Below are 17480 nucleotides of genomic sequence, written 5' to 3' on the forward strand. Positions count from 1 at the left end.
AAATAAAAGGTTCCATCTACTGCAAAGGAACCCTTCGTCCACACATCAAAGTACTGCGAAACGGAAACTGTAATTCCCTGAATTACCCTCTGCATCGTAATAACTTGTAATTTGAATTTTGTAAGTGGCGGTGGCCGTTTTTATGAGGTAAACACCGTATTGTGACCACAGCTGATGGCCGCTTTGTAGATTGTAGGCATACCAAGAATGAGCATCGAAAAATCGTACCTGCTTAACATTGGATTCAAAACCATAGTACGCCGCAGACGCAACAGGTATTCCCGTATAGGCATTATCAAAATCCCGAATTGCACTCGCATCGTCGGCAATATTTATTTCAAAATCCGCGCCGGTATTTTCCGCTACCGTCACGCAAGGTAATTGAATATCCCACGCATCGTTTTCGGTCACCACGCTTTGAGATTCGGCATCGATAAAAATATCATTCGTACAGGCAGCGGTATCGACCATAACGTCTACTTCCGCCATAAAGCTTTCATCGCCAGCGGCTACATCTTGCAATGCTACTCCCAGCGTAAGGCTCGCAATGGTGTACCCGGCGGTGGTTAACGATTTAGCGCGGATTTTGCTAAAATTACCGTCGGACTGAACAATAAAGTAGTGTGTTTCCGCCGCACTCACCGCATGCGTTTCGTAGTTATAATTATAAAATTCGGAACCAACAATAAGTGCTTCCGTATCCGTTGAAAACTGATCGTCTGCTGGAATATCTGCTGCAGTTACAGCGGTAAAATCATTGAGTTCAGATTCTGCGGTGGCCGCCACAAACTGATCAACAACCGGCAGGCCGTCATCGCCCCAAAATTCAGCATTATTGCCCGTAAAGTAACCCACAACAGGCGTTGTTGCCGCGCCATTTAATTGCACATTGGTCCGTTTAAAGGAAAAATCCCAATCGTCACTAGCAGCAGCTTCTTCCTCTGTGAGCGTGAGTGCTTCACCGGTGTCCAGGTCGAAATAAACATAATGTGATTCAGCGGTTGTTCCGGTTGAATACGGGCCCACTATTGCACCGGGTTCTGGTGTTGGCTCTACCGTTGGTACGGGTGTGGGTGCTAGTGTGGGCGTCACACTCGTATCAATATTACTGCCTGAACCACCGCAGGCAATTAATGTTAAGGTGCTGCACGTTAATAGTATTAATTTATAAGTGTTCATACTGTCCTCAATTTAAATTAGATCGAACTGAATACTGATAAAAATCTTACGGCTAGACACAGGACGCAAATCAAATAAATGATTGCGCTCAGCGGCAGGATTTTTATGTTGGTTAAATAGATTGTCTACACCGGTACGCCACGTAAAGTGGTCACCTATAGACTGGCTGAAATTTATATTCCACGCTGTCCAGCTGTTTTGTTCAACGCTAAGAATATCGGCGGGTACTTGCTCATCTCGCTCGTGAACAACGTAAAGCAGAGCATCCAATTGCCACGGCGTGTAGCGGTAACCTGCATTAGCTTTTATCTGGTGATAAGGTCTTTCTTGTAGACGTTGACCATCGCCATTTCGAGCATCGAGATAGCTGTAATTGAGCTGAAGAGTTACATGATTTTGTTTATAGGTTGTCGATAAATCGACGCCTTGAAGAATAGCTTTTTCTACATTTTGATAATTATAAATTTGTAACCCCGCGCCCGCCGACGCGTTAGCGTGATAGGACGTTTCGATCAGATTTTCGGCCGCTGAATAATGTCCGCTTAACTCAACGCTCAGATTTTTACGGTACTCATCAAAATGGCCGCCCCACGTTAATGTATTGTTAAACGATAAGGCTGTTTCGGGTTTTAGCGCGGCGTTGCCCAGTACTATGTAGCCCAAGTTGCTGTGATCAAACACGTACAGACGCTCTTTTAATGTTGGCACGCGATAACTCTGGCCTGCGCCTAATCGCCATTGCAGCTCTTGAGTGTCACTCAATTCAATGGTTTTTAATCCGCTCGCTCTCACCGCACTGTGCCAGCCAAAATCACTATCGTTTTGCGCCCGCACACCCGCTACCCATTCATTTTTTGGGTTTAACCAACTCACTTGCGCAAAACTTTCAACGCTATTACGCAATGCATCGTCAATTTCTACTGCTCCAACATGCCCAGCGCTTACCGGCAACTTTTCCTGATGCAGGGTATCTTGGTGAACCACAACACCCGCAACCCATTCAGCTTTCGGTGTAGACCAAACACTTTGCGCATCCATCTCTGCCAAGGTGATATGACTATCACGCAGGCTGTTAGAGTTACCACTAATTTCGTTATGTTCGATAACCCGGCTATTAATTTGCCACTGACCGGCTAATGTTTTTTCGGCACGATTAAGCGTGCTTTGAATGCGAAGATCATGCTGAATTTGTTCGACATGTGATTGATAAAAAACAACACTACTTTGCCCCGGGACCGTCAGACTGTCTCGCACTTTATCTTCTTCGAACTGTTGGAAACGGTACTCCGCTTTTATAACATCGAATTCACGCCCCATTGCAATGCGGCTAAATAGTTTTTCTAGCGCTGCTGCATCTTGAGCGACCGTTTCCACATCGTAGTCAAAACCGGGGTCATCTATCCATTGAACCTGCGCCGAACCAAACCACCGGCCCGCTCGAAATGCACCTTTTACCCTGTGCTGCTGTGCTGGAAGTTGCTCCTCTCGCGCATCGGCACTGTACCGGGCCGCTTCGCTGTTAAGGCTTAGCTGGGTGCCATCTTGTTGACGCGTAATAATATTAATTACACCGCCCATGGCCGATGAACCGTACAATACAGAACCTGCGCCACGTACAATTTCAATACGCTCTATATCCGCGACGCTCACCTGATCCAAATCGACCGCCGCGCCAGACGGGCTAATAAGCGGCTGACCATCCACAAGCACCAACACACGATCGCCATCAAAGCCTTGCATATAAACGTTGTAACCGTCTTTTACACTGCGCTTCACCACAACGCCGGGCACTACATTTAACGCTTGTGCCACCGTGGTTTGTGAGGCCTGTCGAATCGTTTCGCCATCTGTAACGGTCACGCTCACCGCTGAATCAACGAGATTTTTGGGTGTTCGGCTACCTGTCACGACCATTTCTTCGAGGGGCTCTGGCGGACGTAAACCCTCCGCACTCACAAACAATGGGAGCGCACACACAGTGCCACCAAGAACAGCCGCAATCCAAATTGATCTCGCACCAGACCACACTCTATTAACCACTCAATACCCCCAATAATGTAACCGTCATAACTGGCCAGCGTGTCTAGCCAGTGAATGAATCGTCAATTTGACACTAAAATCAACCATTAACAAGAATGATAACGGTTATCATTAAGATGCGCAATTGTATCTTAATGCATTACTGTCGACATTGATCCTGCGCAAATGGCGTTAAAGTCATTTTCAGAAGTGGGCTGACGAAGGCTATTCAATACATCGATGGCTTGCTGACGATCCTTTTCAGGCAGGGATTCATCGCCGATTACGATCATCAAATAGTCTCTTAATAATCGATGACAACCATCCGCTTCACTCCACAGCTGTAGCACACGAAGCACCTCCCCCAAGCACAAGCCAGCCGATATCAGCTTGTTGCGATCAAATACTCGGTCGCCCGACCCCTGCTGATGGACGTGAAGCAAAGCAATTTCAAACGCCGTGCCGTAAAACGACCGTGCCAACGTAAGATTGCCATCTCGCCGCGCAACGCCTCCGTTACTCATTGCTCCCTGCCATAGGGACGCGGCCTGTTGACGATCACCCAACAAGACCTTTTGATGACGAGCGCACAAGTACTGCATAAATCCTCCAAACCATTATTGATAATGAGAATCATTATCGTTAAAATGATTCAACAATACAACCTCAGTATTCAAAAACCGGAGGGGCGCAATGAGCACACCAATGAATGAACGGGTATCTGTGACGATTGAAAAGAAATGCTTGCAGCGACTGCTAGACACGCAGCAATTAAGTGTTGTCGAATTTCACTGTACCGATAGAACGAGCAAGTACTGGCTTAAGTCGTTACTGTTATCGCTAACAGTCAAACGACTTAATCACACACCTAACGTGTAATATTTTAAAGGCCCGAAACAAACCCTTCGAGACAACCTAACCCCTCACTCGATGCAATAGCTCGCGTCGTTCGAATAGCCTTTGCCTCTTCAGCAAGGCATATCAGCATAGAGGGGCCTCCATACACGGCATTGCACCGCCATAGCCCCTCAGAGTTACGGCCTACTAGAGTGCAACTTTATCTATTTTCGAACCTATAGGCGTTTGTAAGATGTCGTGCCCTTGAGCCGGCGAAGCATCACGCCTAACCCGCAACGCTTGCCTTAGCAAATACAGAAGTAACATTGAACACACACACATAACCCCCAAAAGCACTGGGAAACCGCTCAATTGGCCCGCGTTATTCTCGGTCAGTACAACAACCGACAACATCGAAGCAATACCGGCCGCGCTATTCCCTAAAGCGCCTTGTATGGCCGAAAACGCACCGCGCTGCTGCGGGGATGGGATTTTAGATAGCATTGCCGAAGCAATATTCGTACGCGCTGAGCTCGCAGCCATAAACAACGCAAACCCGATATACAGCGCAGAGACCGACAACACCTCAACACCACTGAAAACACCAAAACCTAGCACTGCCGCAACACACACCGCACCCGTCGTCCAACCAAACAAACGCATGCCCTCACCTTTATCGACCTTTCGCCCTGCAACGTGTAATGCCCCTAAACTGCAAAGCCCTCCTACAAAGTACAGCAGCGGAATTTCGCTGCGCGCGAACCCCACATTAAATTGGAAATAACTCGAAAGATGAGGAATAAGAAAGAAGTGCCCAAACATTTGTACAAAGGCAAATGCCATAGCCCAACGTACCGCTATGTTCGCCATTAAATGCCGCATATTCTCCCAAGGTGCTTTGCGCACAGGTGCACGCGGTAAAGAGGGAAACCCCCATGCAACCGCTAACATTAAGACCAAACCAATACTCGCAAAACAGATAAAACTCCCTCGCCACGAAAGCCATTGGGACAGCAGTAAACCTAACGGCACAGAAAAAATAGCCGCTAACGAAAAACCACTGGCAACCATAGCAATGGCTCTACCACGCTGTTCAGGGGCGGTAATATCGATGATTGACGCTAGTAATAAACCGGTAGCAGGCCCACCAAAACAACTTGAAAGTATATAGAGCATAATAAGTTGTTCCGACGATGCCGCCCACGCACACGCGAGGAGCACGCTAAACTTGCCCGAAAAGAACGCAATTAACGCCCATTTTTTGTTAAAGCCATCCAAACTTGGCGCCAATAAAAATCCAAACAGTGCCGCCCCAAAGGTGGCACCGCCCGCTAAATACCCAATATGGTCAGGCGCCATTCCTAGGTCGATAACGAAATCGGGGCCCATGGGCATCACCATCATTAACGTACCGGTTGAAATCATGTTAATTAATAACGCAAGCCACAACGCTTGTTTTGGTAATGCTTGCTTCGGTAATGATTGCATTGTATTGACTGTCTCCTAGTCGCAGGTGCCACTGAATAAGCACTTACTCAAACTTGATAAAACTGTTATCCATAAATCGGTTGCGATAAACTTGGCTATCCTTCCGCCCCTCTTTCTATGGTCTATTGTGTGTTTCTTTCCCACCAAACTGCGTTAAACCCGTGGCACGAGCCAAACGAAAGCTGCTTTTTTAGCGTGACCTTCGAAGATGCGCACTATTGCGATACCGATTACGCCACCTACGGCCTAACGTTACCAGGCTCCCTTAAACGTGCCGTGCCCAAGCGCCGAGCAGAATTTTTGGCCGGTCGCTATTGCGCAAGATCGGCATTAATAACGTTAGGGTATTCACCGGTAACCATTGGTATTGGTGATCACCGACAGCCCCTTTGGCCCAACGGTATCACCGGCTCTATCACCCATAAAGATGACATCGCAGCCGCATTTCTATGCCCTCAATCGCAGTATGTTGGTGTAGGTATTGATATTGAAAAACTGCTTCAACCAACGCTTCTTCCTAGTATTGGTGATCAAGTGCTCACCGATAGCGAACGCTTGCTAACCGCACACGCCTGCACTCATCAACAATTTGTAACGCTTATCTTTTCCGTAAAAGAAGCTTTTTTTAAAGCAGCCTTCTCCAGTGTTGGCCATTATTTTAATTTCGATGCGGTGTCCGTTATCGAAATTGATCACCGCGAACACCGCCTGCAACTGCGCTTAAACCAAACGCTATGTAACACTCTCAACATTCATGACTGTGTAACAGCCGATTTCTTTTTCTCTTCCAACAACACCGTGATCACTCGCGTGTTACTGCCACACACACAACGTTAATCTACAGACGATAAAAACATTTGCAGGGCCGCAGGCGAAGGGTGTCGAAGCAATAGATCAACCGAAATGGTGCGGTTTAACCTGTGCGAAAGCTGTTGCGCGAAAGCTATTTGCTGTAAGGAGTCGACCCCCAAAAGGTGTAAATCTACCGTGGCATCGGCTATTGGTTTACCGAGTAAGTCTTGCCATAGCACTAACATAGCCGATGGCTCACGGGTTGTTGTTACGTGGGTAGAAGGCGGTTGCTCCACGCGCGCATCACGTAGCGCAAGGCACACCGAATCTGGCTCGGTTAGCGGATGAATAACCAACGCGAGCAACTGTTCACTCCACTGTTGAAGGCAATGCTGAGCCCGTGCTGAAGCACATTGCGCACCATCAAATTCCAAACGTAGCGATAACTGTTGGTCTCGCTCACTCACTACAACACTTAAGGGAATACCTACTTTTTCAATTGCAGCCCCAAATTGAGGCTGAATTACGGTAGTCTCTGCATTCGGTTCGGGCTGCGGATAATTTTCGAAGACAAATAAACTATCAAATAATTGCCCGCCAACCGCCTTACCCAATAAGACCAACGACTGATGTGCATATTGATTCATTTCCGCCAGGCGTTGCTGCATGTCAACAAGTCGCTCTTCCAAACTGGCAGTAGAAACCCAACCTATGTGAATAGGCAAAGTATTAATGTACAAACCAACACTCTCTGGTACGCCAGAGACGGGGTTTTCTCGACCGGTTAACACATTACCTATTTGCGTAAAAGGTTGTTCTAGTAAGCTAGCCACTAAACGGTGCCAAGCATATTGACAAAGCACACTAGGCGTTATGCCAATATCACGGCAACGTTCCGCTACGTGCTGTGTTTGTAAAACGGTAAGTGTCTGAGCCACAACGGCAGGCGCTGTCTGCTCAAATGCAACGGGCTCCGTTAACTCAAATAATCGCCCTATCGCGCCACTTGCGGGAAGGCATTGCAACCCTTGTTCTAACCAAAACGCATGAGCCTTATCACGCTGTTGCACACCATATTCATTGTTGTCGATATACGCATGATCCTGCCAGGGCACCAACGCCTCACCTGCCGTTAATGCAGCGTAGGCTTCATGTACCGACGCCATTAATCGCGGCCCACTCCAACCATCGATAATGCTGTGGTGGCATGCCCATAAAACACGGTACTCTTGTTCAGCCAATTTAAAACAACTTATATGCATAGGGCACGGCTGAGAAAGATCAAACCCTTGTGTTAAAAGTTGCTGCTGGTGTTGTGCCATAAAAGCATCTTGTTGTGGCTCAGAACTTAAATCGACGAACGTAAATGTTGGTTTCGCCTCGCGGTGAATTAATTGGAATACCGAGAAGCGTTCGTCGTAATGATTAGGTTGGTCAACAGACCAATACAAGCTACTGCGAAGTACAGCAAAGCGCTCGCACTGAACCTCCCACGCACGACGATATTGGTTGGGCTGTAAGGCTGTTTGATAATGCAGCGGCGAAATTAAGGTGTACGCCTGATCGGAGGGGTGGCATAACTGATGGTAAAGCATGGCCTCTTGCAATGAACTCGCTGCCAATAACGTTTCGATATTATGCGCTGTCGTTATACGGTCTAACTGCGCTTGGCTTACCGACAATAAAGGGTAATCGCTGGGTGTTGACGTTGGCCCGTGCTGCACAATGCGTTCATGACAGTAATTTATAAGCGCGCATAAATCTGCGTGTAGCTGCGCCATAAAAGCATCGCTGCTCACTTGCGCCATACGCCCCACTTGGCGGAGGTTTAATTCACCGTTCGCTATACCACCATGCACACTCAGTATTTCCGAAGGTCGATTTTGTTCGCTAATACTTTCGCCTAGCGGCCCTTCTACGGGGGACCACGGAGGCGGGTTTTCTCCACTAGCCGATTGCACACCCAAATAATTTAACACCACGGGTGATGCACTTAACGCTTGGCCTTGTGGGTGATGGTAACGGAGGGCGTTAAAACCAATACCCTTGTCAGGCATTTGCCTAAACCGCTCTTTCGCTTCACAAATAATCGTGGCCCATGTAGCCGGATCACAACCAATGCGTACCGGAAAACTACTCGTAAACCAACCCAGCGTACGGCTAATATCGAGCGTTTCATCAATAAATTCTCGGCCATGCCCTTCTAATGTAATCACCGAATCTTGCCCGGGCATTAGCGTTTGCATACTCATCGCTAGCGCGGCCATGAGCAGCTCGTTTGTTTCCGTATTAAAGGCTGCGTTTGCACTTTGCAAACGCGCCGTCTCTTCTCGGCTCAAGGTTAATAGGGAGTGGCTTGCCTTGCCGTCAATTGCGGCCATTTTATCGAGATTCGAAAAATCTACGCCCGCCGTTTGCGCCTCCCACAAACTCCATTGGCCCGCATTTTTTTCCGCATACTGCACCAACGCCTGCCCCCATTGCCGATAACTTGTGCCCTTAGTTGGTAGAACTTCGTGGCGAAATAAACTGGCGAAATCTTCGCTGATAATACGCCACGACACCGCATCAATAGCGAGATGGTGAATGGCTAAAAATAGACATCGTGGTAACGTCCCATGCCCTTCGATTAACGCCCATGCGATATTGTGGCCGCATTCAGGGTTTAGGCTCGCGTGCAATTCCGTTAACGCGTGATGAACACCTGCAACACCCATCGACCCCTTAAGCTGCACTAACGCCGGCACCATTGCCTGCTGCTGATAACGCTGAACATTACGACTAAAAACCGAGCGCAAACTATCGTGGTAGTCCATTAATGTTTTGAGCATTTCCGGCAACTGTGCGGCCGTCAATGTTTCGGGCAGTGCCAGTAATGCGGCTTGGTTCCAATGATGCGGTTTATCGAACGGCTGCTCCCAAAACCACTGCTGAATGGGATGCGCTAGAAATTCGCCGTCTAAAATCCCCTCTTCCCGCAACAGCTCTGGCGCGGCGCGATCGTTATCCAGCGTGAGGCACAAGCGACGGACAGTTTTTGCCTCGAAAACATCTTTTACTGTGCAGCGAAGGCCCTCTTTTTGAAGCCGCGAGGTCAACTGAATACTCAGAATAGAATCACCACCAAGACGAAAAAAATCATCTTCCACACCATAGGCGCCAGGCATGATCGACTGCCAGACACTTAATACTTGCGATTCTAAAGCCGTGCCAGGCCCCGTCACCTCAGCTGCGTTACAGTCAACTTCGGGTAACGCCGCAACATCTATTTTTCCATTAGCGGTAAAGGGCATTTCAGGTAAAAATACGAGTTGCGCCGGTACCATGTACTCCGGTAATTGTCGCCCCAGTGTTAGCAATAACGTATCCGCATTTGGTGCAGCGTGATTGGGATGAAGGCTGACATACGCTAACAGTTGCTGTGCGCGTGACAGTTCTCCGCCTAACAGTACTTTCGCCATCGCAATGGCCGGCGAACACTTTAATAAACACGCTTCAATTTCACCCGGTTCTATTCTGTACCCGCGCAATTTAATTTGCTCGTCCAAGCGGCCCATAAATTCGACATCGCCATTATTGCGCACACGCGCTTTATCGCCGGTACGATAAAGTCGAACGCGGTGTCCGCTCCCAAACGACCAATCAATAAACGCTTTTTCGGTAAGATCATCACGATTAACATAACCACGCGCAATGCCCAAACCGACAAGACATAATTCGCCGGCAATACCCGGTGCACATAGGTTTAAATTTTTATCGAGTATGAGTGCATGGGTATTATTTACCGATTGCCCAATGGTAATTGGCTCGCCCGCAACCAACTCGGCGGCCAAAGCGGTGACCGTAAATTCGGTAGGCCCATAACAATTAATTAACGTAACCCTACTCGCCCATCGCTCAACCACAATAGGCGGACAGGCTTCACCACCAAAACCAACAACACGCAAATGCGGCGCATCGAACGCCTCTAACGACGCCAACAATGCCACCGCTAACACCGTGTGCGTTGCTTCACTGTTCAGCAACTGCTGCTGTAGATCGACTTGAGGATCTCCAAACACCAATTCACTGCCCACACACAGCGGCAGTAACGTTGTCATGTTTCCGGCGTCAAACGTTAGCGACATGCAATTAAACATACGCGAACGTGAATCGATAGAGAAGCGAGCGGCGTGGTCATCCATTAAATTGGCAAGAGCACCGTGCTCAACCATCACACCTTTTGGCGTGCCGGATGAACCCGACGTAAATATAATGTACGCAAGATCTGACGCCGAGATATCGATAACCGGTGGTACAACAGGAAAGCCTTCAAGACTTGGCCAGAAATTTTCAATGGCTACGTCAACGCCTATCATAAAAGGAATTTTTTTAGCCAGCCCTGCAAGCTTTTCACCTACGCATAAAGCTATACCGGCATCGGCACACATTTGCGTTAGTCGCGGTGCCGGCGCGTGTCGATCGAGCGGAACAGTTGCACCACCTACACGCCATATGGCTAGCATACCAATCACAAAACTCGCAGACCTATCGGCTACTAGGCCAATGCCATCGCCCTGTTTGGCGCCCAGCGCTATTAACTTATGAGCCAATTGATTCGCACGCGCATTCAGCGCTGAATAACAGATACGCTCACCCACCTCAATCACGGCAATCGACGCTGGTGGTTGCAATAAAATACGGTCGGGGCACAAAGTACCGGTATACGTTTGTGGTAATGCCAACAGCATTTTTTCGGTGGTTTGTTCTGTCTGTTGCGCATATAAAGGAATCGCCCAAATATCCTGTTCGGGCCGCTGCACTACACTACGAAGTAAGCGCTCAAAGTACACGGAATATTGTTGTACCGTTTCAGTTTCCCAAAGCGCGGTGCAGTACAACCAATCAAGCCTTACACCGGAAGCGAGTTCAGTCGCTTTTACTGAAAGGTCTGTTTTTGCCGGCAGCAAGTTCGAGTGCTCTTCTACTGCGCCGCACCCAGGAATTAAATCATTAAAATCAACCCGCGCTTGGTAAACCAGCATTATTTGAAACAACGGATTTACGGCCGTTGTACGATCGGCCCCAATCAATTCCGATAAAGATTCAAACCGATATAACTGGTGATCGAATGCCTCGAGATCTTGTTCACGTACGTTTGAGAGATAATCCGCAAAGGCCTGCTGCGAAGGCAACACGGTACGCAATACAATTGTGTTAACAAAAAAGCCAACAACCTCTTCTATTTCGGCACGTTCTCTATAGGCCAAAGGAGAGCCGATCACAATATCGTGTTCGCCACTTAAACGCGCCAACAACAACGAAAATACAGCATGCAACCCTATAAAACTGGAGGCGTTTGAGCGCCGGCAAAACTGGTTAAAACGCGCCCATAATTCAGCATCTAAATGTGAGGTTACCAGCTCACCGGTGGTATCGGCGCTGGCGGGCCTTGGTTTATCTAAAGGCACACTATGAATATCGGGCATTGATTGTAAACGATCTGCCCAGAACGTTTCGAATTGCTGGTGATAATCTAAAAAGGCAGGGGTGTTAAACCAACGAGCATAATCAAGGTAAGTCAATGCCGTAGGTTTCAGTGGATTAGGTTGATTATTTTGATACGCGCTGTACGCCAATTTTATATCGGAAAATAATGTTTTTATGGACCAACCATCCGATACAATATGATGCTGTGTGAGCATTAAAACAGCTTCTTGTTCGCCAAGCATCACCAGTTGAACTCGTGTCAACTGGCCTACTTCCAGATCAAATGGCTCTGTCACTGTCTTTTGCAGTAAATCGTTTAAGGCTGCCTTTCGCGCGCGGTTATCTAACCGAGATAAATCCGTTTTAGCGACAACAAGCGAGCTATCATCCGTGAGCTGCTGATAGCCAACGCCCTGCCGGTCTTTGTAAAATCGTGTTCGCAAACTGCCGTGTTTTGCTTGAATACAGGTTAGCGCAAACTGAAGCGCATCTTCATTAATATCGCCGAACAATCGAAAATGTACCGGCATATTATAAAGAACCGAATTTGTTTCATACTGCTCGATAAACCACAAACCACTTTGCGATGACGACAATACGCTATGGTTTTCGCTGCTGGCAATTATGGGCTGATCAAATGCTTTTTTAGCCTTTAAACACGTTACGATACGGTCTTTTTCTATAGTAATGGTTTCAACAACATCTTTCGTCATTAACGTCTTTCGTGCATGGGAAACCAGTTGATCTTTTTCATTTAGCGCTAGCTTTATACCACGGCGTTCGAAATTAGAGAGCAGCGCAATTACACCGGTCATAGGTTTTATCCAATTTAAGTTTATGTTAGCAACCGAGTGTTGCGCCGCCATCAACTACTAAATTTTGTAAGGTGATGTGGTGAGAATAATCTGAGGCAAGAAAACAAACCGATTGGGCAATATCATGGGGCGTTGCTAACTTTTTCAAAGGAATACCCAGCTTATACTCAGCGGGAGTACCCTCAATAATACCTGGTTCATCCATTGCCCCATCGCCTAGTTGCTGCAGCATTGGCGTTCGTGTGGAGCCGGGAGAAATACAATTGCATCGCACACCATAAGCCGAAAGCTCTAGCCCCAAGGTTTGAGTTAAACTAATAAGTGCGGCTTTAGATGCGCCATAAGCGGCCATATTCATACGCGGTACCTGCGCAGCATTAGAGGCTATTGCCACCACGCAACCCGTTTTCTGCTGTTTAAATACCGGCGCAATGTGCCGATAAAAATAAAAGGGTGCCGACACATTTACCGCCATAATATCGTCCCATTCGCGAAGGCTCGAATGTTCAATGTCCGATAGTGTTAAAATACCAGCAGCGCTCACAAAAATATCCACACGGCCATGGTCTGCCAGCAACTTATCGCAGGTTTCGGCAACCTTTTCTGGCTGCGAAATATCCACCGTAACGTATTGCGAAAATTCGCCGTCGGTCGCGAATGTTTTATCAATGGCAATAACCGTTGCGCCTAAAGCGTGAAAGAGTTGGCCTACTGCACGCCCAATGCCACTTCCTGCACCGGTCACCCATACAATTTTATGATCAAACCTAAATGTCATAGGTAATTACCACACCATTTCAACGTGATCGCCAACGTCCAATAAGGTGTTGTCGAGATATTGGCAAAACTCACTGAGTACGGGCCGATCGAATAGATCCGACACTTTACAGTTAATCCCTTTATCGGCATTAATTCGGTTCACTATTTGAATAGTTTGCAATGACTGCCCGCCCAGCTCAAAGAAATTATCGCTGGAATGAATAGCATTAACGCCCAAGATACGCTGCCATAAGGCCCCTACACTATTTTCTGTTTCGGTTGATAATGCTAGCGTTGTACCTTGTTGTTGGTAGCCACTTAATAACGCTTTCCGATCTATTTTACCGCGATTATTTTTGGGTAGATTCGTGTAAAACACGTAATCGGACGGAATCATGGCTGCCGGCAATATTTGAGCTAAAGACGCTTTAATAGCCTTTGGCTCAATGCTGTGCGCACTGCCAATAAAGGCCACTAATCGCCGCAGGCTGGAATCGACAATGACACCTTGTACGGCGACTTCCGAAATTTCTGGAAGTGTTAACAACTGTGCTTCAACCTCCGCAGGCTGTATACGATAACCGCTCATTTTAAATTCGTTATCCATTCGCCCAAGGTAAAACAAATGTTGCTGGTCAATGCGAACACGATCTCCCGTACGATACACTCGTACCGTTTTATCGCCCACCTGAAGGTAATCAAATGCACTGCCACGTTGTATTGTCTTCTCAGTGTCTATCGGGCAATAACCTCGCGCGAGTGTTGGCCCCATCAACAGTAATTCACCTTCGGTTGCAGGCTTATCTTTTTCACCTACCACGAGCGCCTGAAGCCCGGGCAATAGGCGCCCAATCGGTACCGGTGTCGCTGTGTCGCTCTGACTTATGTCTGCCGAACACGCCACTACAGTGGATTCTGTCGGGCCATAAGTATTGTGCAGAACGACTCGCGAGTTCCCTGACCGCTCAACCTGTTGCTGCCATTTTTGAAGCTGTTCCGGAAAAACAGCTTCGCCACCAATAATGACCTGCCGTAATGTACCCGGCAATGCCTCGGCATGTGGTTTGAAGCTGGTCACCCATTCATTCCAGAAAGCCGTTGGTAAATCCAATACGGTAATACGCTCGTGCTGTAGAACTTCAGCGAAAACGTGCATCGATTCCAGCATGGCGTCGCTACGTAAAACGAGCGTTGCGCCCTGAGAAAGCGTTACAAATATCTCCTCAATACAGGCATCGAAATTAAAAGGCGCAAATTGCAATACACGATCACCTTCATTAAAACCGTACCGTGTTTGCGCCGCAGAACAAAAATGCCTTAACGATGCATGGGATATTTCGACCCCTTTAGGCTTTCCCGTAGAGCCGGAGGTAAACATAATATAAGCAGCGATTTTTTCGTCGATCTCTATAACGTGTAGCGGCTCGGCATCGGTGCACGACAGTGAAGCCGTTATGTCGATTAATACGGTTGAACAACCCAGCTGCATTGCAATGGGCTGTAGCGCTGCGCTACATAGAACATGTGAAAGCGCTACGTCTTCCAGTATCTTACGCTGTCGTATCTCCGGCTGTAGCGGGTCTAACGGTACCACCGTAACACCCAAGTGTACGCAGGCTAAAAAGCTACAAATGGCATTGGGCTCTCGCCCCATCATTAGGCCCACACGGCACCCGGGTTTTAACCCTAGCTGCATTAATTGCAACGTAATAATGTGCACCACCTGCGCCAATTGTGCATAGGTAATACACTGCTTATCGTTTTCTGGAGTAGCGATTGTTTCTATCGCAATGGCGCTGGGCTGTAGTGTCGACCATGAAGCAACAGCCTCAATTACACGTGGGCTAACCGGATTTATTTCTGCGGTTATCACGGCCATCTCGCGCTGCTGCGCTAGCTCGATATCACATAGCTGCTCTAACGTTAGGGTAGAATTGTTAACCCAACGGTGCATTACTTTAAAAAGTTCTTGCTGTAACGTTTTAAGTTTTTGCGGTGTATAGGTGTTTGCATTTGCGTCAAAATCGATGGCTGGTGCACCCTCCGCCTGTTGATGGATTTCGATGGTTAAATCTTCAACAGGCCCTGCACTTAGGTTATGTGTGGTCGCGGTAACATCGTGGTAGCGCATAGGTAGATCGAAGGGCATTATATTAATCAAGGGCCCAAATAATCGCCGGCCGGCACCATAGCACGCCAGCTCACGACGCAAGTCTTCATAGCGATACGATTGATAGCGACGCATTGCCTTCTTTTGCTTAGCCACTTTTCTAGCCAGATCAACGAAAGTATCGCTTGGCTCTAACTGTAAACATAAGGGTACAATATTCATTTGCATACAGGGAACGCGCAACGATTTAGAACCCATTCGGTTCATCACCATCATGCCCAACGTTTGCTTATATTGACCGGTATTCATATTCAGGTGGGCGGCAATTAACGCAATAAAGGCATCGGCCCACGAAAACTTATGTTGCTCGCACACGCGTGTTAATGCGCTCCAATCATCGTGTTGGGGCTGGCCTGTTTCACGTAAAAACTCCGCACAAACAGGTGCCGTATTGTCAGCAAATGATTGCGGCTCGGGGAAATTATTGCATCGGTCTAACCAGTAATCTCGTGCTTTAGCATAACGCCCAGAAGCCAAACGCTGTGTCTCTTCTTCGATAACATCAGCCAAGCGCCCATACGGGCATTCGGGCACTATTTGCTGCAACACCATTGCAGAATAGATTGCAGCTATACGCTGCAATACCAGACTATTACCAAATCCATCAATGGCAATATGGTGAATGCAGCTATAGAGATAATCTCTTTCTTGCGATTGAAAAATTACAAATCGACACGGTAATTCTTTTTCCAAATCAAACGGTTTGTTTAGGTTTGATCGTGCCCACTGACGTAGCCAGCTCTGCTCTTGCTCACTATCGTGTACGCCGTCTGGCATGGGCAATACCACGATAGGCACGTCCATATCTGCGGGTACTGTTTCTACACGACCATCTGTATGGGTTTGAAATACGCAATACAGGCTTTCGGCCTCCATCACTGCTCGGCTCACCGCCACACTTAAATTCTCTAGGTTTATGCGGCCATTAAACGCAATACTTTCTGCCGTGTTAAACAGGGCTTTGTTTTCGCTAAGTGAATAACCCAGCCATACTCCTCGCTGAGCAGCGGTTAACGCGCTCACGAAATACTCCCCTCAAGGGTATTGGAGGACTGTTTTTTCTCAAGTAACGCCCACCATGCATCAAAGCTTGTATTTTCCGCTAAGTCGGTAAATTGAATATCAATTCCACCTGCACGCCATTCGCTAATAAAGGCCATGACTTGTACGGAATCTAACCCGTAGTCCATAAGACTTTCGCTTGAATCGAACGCTTCTTCCGGCTCATCAATCAAGCCTAGAATAGTGTTCAATAAATCGTTCCGCGTAAGCATCTTAGCGTTGCCGATAGTACTTTTTTTTGCCGTTAGCGTTTCCTTTAACGCGTCACAGCTAACCACTTTCCCACAGCAAGACGCCACATACTCTATGGCCTTTTGATGATGTACAGCGGAGAAATCCGCTATACCATCTGCAACCATAAAGGGCTGAATATCACGCATAAAAGCATCGGCAGCCGTGAGCTGGCAACCGATATGCCCGTAGATTCCAACAATAATTAATTGATCTCTGCCCCAACGCCGCATGCGACTTTCAAGATCCGATTTTTGAAACGCACTATAGCGATGCTTCACCAATGTAGTATCGCTCGCCTTGGGCGCCAACAACGACACGATAGGTGTTCGCTCGGGCCGATTATTAATACCGGCACCCCACATGTCATTCAACAACCCACGGCTACTGTGATTCTCGTCCGGTTGCTGTGCTGTGTACACCACGGGAATACCACGCTCATCACAATGCGAACGGATGGCATTTATGTTGTCAATTACACGCGTCATTAAAGGGTTGTCTGTCCCATAAAAATCCACGAAATAATCTTGCATGTCGTGAATTAACAGCACCGCTCGCGAATGATCTAACGTCCAATTCACTTTGTTTTTAGGGAGTGATTGCGCACTGGGTAATGCGTAGTGATTAAGTGCAGGTATTGTCATAGTTTTTCCACAGAA

At 47.6% G+C, this 17480-nt stretch carries 10 protein-coding genes; 2 read left to right on the forward strand and 8 right to left on the reverse strand.

Going from position 1 to position 17480, the window contains the following annotated elements; genetic code table 11:
* Window positions 1–45: 45 nt before the first annotated feature.
* The 3 genes from H5647_RS00140 to H5647_RS00150 all read right to left on the reverse strand — a co-directional run bounded on the left by H5647_RS00140 (window position 46) and on the right by H5647_RS00150 (window position 3800).
* A complete protein-coding gene (locus tag H5647_RS00140; protein WP_045855521.1) occupies window positions 46–1179 on the reverse strand; it encodes an HmuY family protein in 1134 nt (377 codons plus the stop codon).
* A gap of 12 nt (window positions 1180–1191) precedes the next feature.
* Window positions 1192–3219, reverse strand: a complete 2028-nt coding sequence (locus tag H5647_RS00145; protein ID WP_052691768.1) for a TonB-dependent receptor plug domain-containing protein — start codon at window positions 3217–3219, stop codon at window positions 1192–1194.
* A gap of 131 nt (window positions 3220–3350) precedes the next feature.
* The gene (locus H5647_RS00150; protein ID WP_045855522.1) at window positions 3351–3800 is read right to left on the reverse strand and encodes a hypothetical protein; all 450 of its coding nucleotides are present in this window, start codon (window positions 3798–3800) and stop codon (window positions 3351–3353) included.
* Window positions 3801–3891: 91 nt separating this feature from the next.
* Between H5647_RS00150 and H5647_RS00155 the strand changes: the two genes are divergently transcribed.
* Window positions 3892–4077 carry a hypothetical protein gene (locus tag H5647_RS00155; RefSeq protein ID WP_162926248.1) on the forward strand — a complete coding sequence of 62 codons (186 nt, stop codon included), beginning with the start codon at window positions 3892–3894 and terminating at the stop codon, window positions 4075–4077.
* Between the two features lie 165 nt (window positions 4078–4242).
* Here H5647_RS00155 and H5647_RS00160 read toward each other — a convergent pair whose 3' ends face one another.
* Complete coding sequence (locus H5647_RS00160) at window positions 4243–5523, reverse strand: MFS transporter (protein ID WP_045855523.1); 1281 nt, start codon at window positions 5521–5523, stop codon at window positions 4243–4245.
* Between the two features lie 195 nt (window positions 5524–5718).
* Between H5647_RS00160 and H5647_RS00165 the strand changes: the two genes are divergently transcribed.
* Window positions 5719–6360, forward strand: a complete 642-nt coding sequence (locus H5647_RS00165; RefSeq protein ID WP_162926249.1) for a 4'-phosphopantetheinyl transferase family protein — start codon at window positions 5719–5721, stop codon at window positions 6358–6360.
* Here the strand turns inward: H5647_RS00165 and H5647_RS00170 are convergent.
* From H5647_RS00170 to H5647_RS00185, 4 genes are read right to left on the reverse strand one after another with little or no spacing between them, the layout of a single operon-like run.
* Window positions 6357–12599, reverse strand: coding sequence for a non-ribosomal peptide synthetase (locus H5647_RS00170; RefSeq protein ID WP_045855524.1), 6243 nt, complete (start codon window positions 12597–12599; stop codon window positions 6357–6359). The genes H5647_RS00165 and H5647_RS00170 overlap by 4 nt on opposite strands.
* A gap of 25 nt (window positions 12600–12624) precedes the next feature.
* Window positions 12625–13377 carry a 2,3-dihydro-2,3-dihydroxybenzoate dehydrogenase gene (dhbA, locus tag H5647_RS00175; RefSeq protein ID WP_045855525.1) on the reverse strand — a complete coding sequence of 251 codons (753 nt, stop codon included), beginning with the start codon at window positions 13375–13377 and terminating at the stop codon, window positions 12625–12627.
* Between the two features lie 6 nt (window positions 13378–13383).
* Window positions 13384–16551 (reverse strand): non-ribosomal peptide synthetase, encoded by a 3168-nt coding sequence (locus H5647_RS00180; RefSeq protein ID WP_045855526.1) that lies wholly within the window; start codon window positions 16549–16551, stop codon window positions 13384–13386.
* A complete protein-coding gene (locus H5647_RS00185; protein ID WP_045855527.1) occupies window positions 16548–17465 on the reverse strand; it encodes an isochorismatase family protein in 918 nt (305 codons plus the stop codon). Before H5647_RS00185 ends, H5647_RS00180 begins: the two co-directional genes overlap by 4 nt.
* Between the last annotated feature and the right edge of the window lie 15 nt (window positions 17466–17480).

The organism is Teredinibacter purpureus (genome assembly GCF_014217335.1).
GTDB classification, from domain to species: Bacteria; Pseudomonadota; Gammaproteobacteria; order Pseudomonadales; family Cellvibrionaceae; genus Teredinibacter; species Teredinibacter purpureus.

Excerpts from the sequence above, each read along its gene's own strand:
- H5647_RS00140 (WP_045855521.1), bottom strand. The coding sequence starts at position 1,179 with ATGAACACTTATAAATTAATACTATTAACGTGCAGCACCTTAACATTA.
- H5647_RS00150 (WP_045855522.1), bottom strand. The coding sequence starts at position 3,800 with ATGCAGTACTTGTGCGCTCGTCATCAAAAGGTCTTGTTGGGTGATCGT.
- H5647_RS00155 (WP_162926248.1), top strand. The coding sequence starts at position 3,892 with ATGAGCACACCAATGAATGAACGGGTATCTGTGACGATTGAAAAGAAA.
- H5647_RS00160 (WP_045855523.1), bottom strand. The coding sequence starts at position 5,523 with ATGCAATCATTACCGAAGCAAGCATTACCAAAACAAGCGTTGTGGCTT.
- H5647_RS00170 (WP_045855524.1), bottom strand. The coding sequence starts at position 12,599 with ATGACCGGTGTAATTGCGCTGCTCTCTAATTTCGAACGCCGTGGTATA.
- dhbA (WP_045855525.1), bottom strand. The coding sequence starts at position 13,377 with ATGACATTTAGGTTTGATCATAAAATTGTATGGGTGACCGGTGCAGGA.
- H5647_RS00185 (WP_045855527.1), bottom strand. The coding sequence starts at position 17,465 with ATGACAATACCTGCACTTAATCACTACGCATTACCCAGTGCGCAATCA.